This is a genomic window from Ezakiella sp. (genome assembly GCF_034180565.1).
GTDB lineage: Bacteria > Bacillota > Clostridia > Tissierellales > Peptoniphilaceae > Ezakiella.
This window is the reverse complement of the sequence record NZ_JAXFOB010000003.1, coordinates 1-2,698: the sequence shown is the minus strand read 5'-3', so window position 1 is coordinate 2,698 and position 2,698 is coordinate 1. Positions and strand designations below refer to the sequence as shown.

Genomic DNA, 2,698 nt, shown 5'->3' with positions numbered 1-2,698 from the left:
GTTGAAAAAAATTGTCGGATATGCCCAAATCTTTTAAAATGGATACAACGTCGACCTTAAGTTCTTCCACACTTTTATAAATACTTTCCACTCGCTCATCCAAATCGTAATCGTCAAATTCGCCTATATCTTCGATTCCGTAAATCGCACTATTTAATACGTCAAATAATTCGAAAGCTTTTTCCATATCGTTCATTGCTACTTCCTATCCTCAATAGGTACTTGTTCAAAATCGTCAAGGTTCGTATTGAGTTTTTCTTTTATCTCATCAATTTCCGCTTGCGTGAACTGTGTTTTAGAATATTCCGAATTTATTGGGCTGCCGATTGAATATCCATTTGTTTCAAATTGAAAATTCAAACAGTTCCATACGTTGTAATGGTTGTCATCTAGCCACTTGTGTTCCAAATAATACTTCTGTTCTTCGCCCCTATCTCCAAGGTCAGTTGCCGCAAGCCTAGTCACCAAGAAATATACTGCCGTCCTCTCATTTTCAGATAAACTACGCCTAAAACCCCGAAAGTCAACACTTGCTTCAAATCTTCTTACTAAGCTTACACTAGCAACGTACTCTCCGTCATTATGAATAACAATTAAACGTCCTCTGCATATTTCCGTTCGTAGATTCATTTTCTCAAGTTCTTCAATTACTTCTTTCGTTATCATTCTTCCTCGCTCCATTCTTTTATTTCTCTTCTTCCTCAACGGGTATTTGTTTAAAATCGCTAAGAGTAACCTTGAATTTTTCTTTTATATCGTCGATTTCCTTTTGCGTAAATTGTGTTTTACACATCGGCGTTTGATAGCAGTCGTTTAATCTAATACAATTCAAAGACGAATTGTAGTTTAGATAATTGAAGTGACTTTCATCCCCCAACGGTGCAAATTTTAGATAAAACTTTTGTTGCGTTTCTCTTTCATCAAGTGGTGTTCTTGCATACTCAAAAAGTAAATCGAACAACTTTTCTTGCAATTCTTTAGGTAAATCGCAAAATTTATAAGTTATGCCCACATAGAATCTCCTATGCCAGGATATATATGCAACTTGATGATTTTCGTAATAAATTTCTATATCTTTTGTGCATTGCAAAAATCTAAATCCTAATTCCTCTACTTCTTTTATAAATTTCTTTGTTGTCAGCATCTTCTTTTTCTCCTTTCTATAATATTGTTATTGCATTTTCCAAGAGCTGCGTTTCATAATCTATTGCCCCGTCCATATAGCCGTATAGCCATTGTCTCGAAATATCTCTCCTCTCGACTCGTTCTCTCAATTCTTCTTCTCTCGCTTTTATAAGACCGTCAACTGCAATTACGTAAAGTTCTAATTTTCTTTGTTCGTTCACTTGTTGCTCTTTTCGCAGCCCTGTCGTCGCAATATCAATAATTGCTTTTCTATACTCTTTTATTCCGTGTTTATATCCGTCTAGCCACTCTTTTGGAGCTTCGCCTCGTTCGACTTGTTCTTTAAGTTCCTCTACATCGTATTCCATAAAATGAGAAATAATAGTTGCGTAAATGGCGATGTTATTTGCTTTAGCCATTTTCTATTGCTTCTCCTCATAATTTTCTAAAAAATCAAATTCCCATTCCCGAAGTTCTTCTTCCGTCAATTTTCTGTCGTATTTCAGAATGTCGTGATATTCTTTGCCGTTATAAACATTATTTTCCATAACATCTACAAAGCCGTCTTTCGGGAAAGTTCCGATACTGAAACCCCTAAGCCTCATTCCGTAGTAATAATTCATTATTTTATCTCTTTTTTACTTTTCTCGATTTCTTCGTCAAATAAATCGTTTGCAGCTCTCATCAAACATTTGTAAATATTAAGCATTTGCTTAAAACTTGCGTCACGTGGAATCGCTTTTTCTATTAAATGTTCGTTCAATTCCGTAACCATTTTTATAAAAATCAAATTGAAGTTTACGTTGATTCTAGTTTCTTTCGGAAGTTCATCGTATTTTAAATTTTCAAACACGCTCAACACATTGGATAAATAGCATTTCATAGATGTAGTAAATTCTTCTCTTAAAGCCTTTAAAATTTCTAATTCGTCGGCGCTTATATCGCCTAAGTACATTTCTTCTTGTTCCGTCATTTTAAATCCTTTCTCCTTTCATCAATGGCTATTTCCATTTTGGAAACAACCACTCCGCTTTTTGTCAAATCTTTATCTTCAAAAATCAATCCGCTTTTATTGAGATAAAACAATTCTTTTCGATTGACCTTGACTAGATTGTCTTTGTCGAAATTTTTCTTGTTCCTGTCGGCAAATATAATCGCCTCGTCGTCTTTAAGTTTTACATCGTGATATTTCTCGTACATATATCTTGAGTAAAGCTTCCATTGACCCGACTTCGCAAGTTTTATAACCTTATATCCGTCGGTGTTAATTCTCGTTGAGCCGAGCGGCTTTGTGTTTACTGCAACGTTTCCTTTTTTAAACCACGTTCTTTTCACCTTTTCGCGCGTTTCTTCACTCATAGTCCGACCTTTGTTCCACGGTGTCATGCCTTTGTAAAACCGCCCTTTGTTCGGATAAACTTTGCGTCCGATGTTGAAATTTGATTTTGCGGACTTTACCTTTTCTTCCGTAACCGCAACGCCGAACTTTTCTTCAATCATCGTGGCAAGTTCTTTATTCGGATAATACGGATAATTTTCTCTCAAAAAATCGACCATATCATCTGTCCAATGA

Annotated in this window: 7 protein-coding genes; all 7 read right to left on the bottom strand. The window is 35.5% G+C overall.

What is annotated here, in order from left to right:
• Nucleotides 1-196, bottom strand: a 196-nt coding sequence (locus tag SPI61_RS00230) for a hypothetical protein (RefSeq protein ID WP_321136116.1), incomplete at its 3' end; no start/stop codon positions are given.
• 2 nt (nt 197-198) lie between these two features.
• Entirely contained in the window at nt 199-666 is a 468-nt protein-coding gene (locus SPI61_RS00225) for a hypothetical protein (protein WP_321136115.1), read from the bottom strand.
• A 19-nt stretch (nt 667-685) separates the two neighbouring features.
• Nucleotides 686-1,144 carry a hypothetical protein gene (locus SPI61_RS00220; RefSeq protein WP_321136114.1) on the bottom strand — a complete coding sequence of 153 codons (459 nt, stop codon included), beginning with the start codon at nt 1,142-1,144 and terminating at the stop codon, nt 686-688.
• A 16-nt stretch (nt 1,145-1,160) separates the two neighbouring features.
• The gene (locus SPI61_RS00215; protein WP_321136113.1) at nt 1,161-1,544 is read right to left on the bottom strand and encodes a hypothetical protein; all 384 of its coding nucleotides are present in this window, start codon (nt 1,542-1,544) and stop codon (nt 1,161-1,163) included.
• 3 nt (nt 1,545-1,547) lie between these two features.
• Nucleotides 1,548-1,748, bottom strand: coding sequence for a hypothetical protein (locus SPI61_RS00210; protein WP_321136112.1), 201 nt, complete (start codon nt 1,746-1,748; stop codon nt 1,548-1,550).
• The gene (locus tag SPI61_RS00205; protein ID WP_321136111.1) at nt 1,748-2,098 is read right to left on the bottom strand and encodes a hypothetical protein; all 351 of its coding nucleotides are present in this window, start codon (nt 2,096-2,098) and stop codon (nt 1,748-1,750) included. The genes SPI61_RS00210 and SPI61_RS00205 overlap by 1 nt, the downstream gene beginning before the upstream one ends.
• A partial coding sequence (locus SPI61_RS00200; RefSeq protein WP_321136110.1) for a hypothetical protein occupies nt 2,095-2,698 on the bottom strand: 604 nt, incomplete at its 5' end. The genes SPI61_RS00200 and SPI61_RS00205, both read right to left, overlap by 4 nt.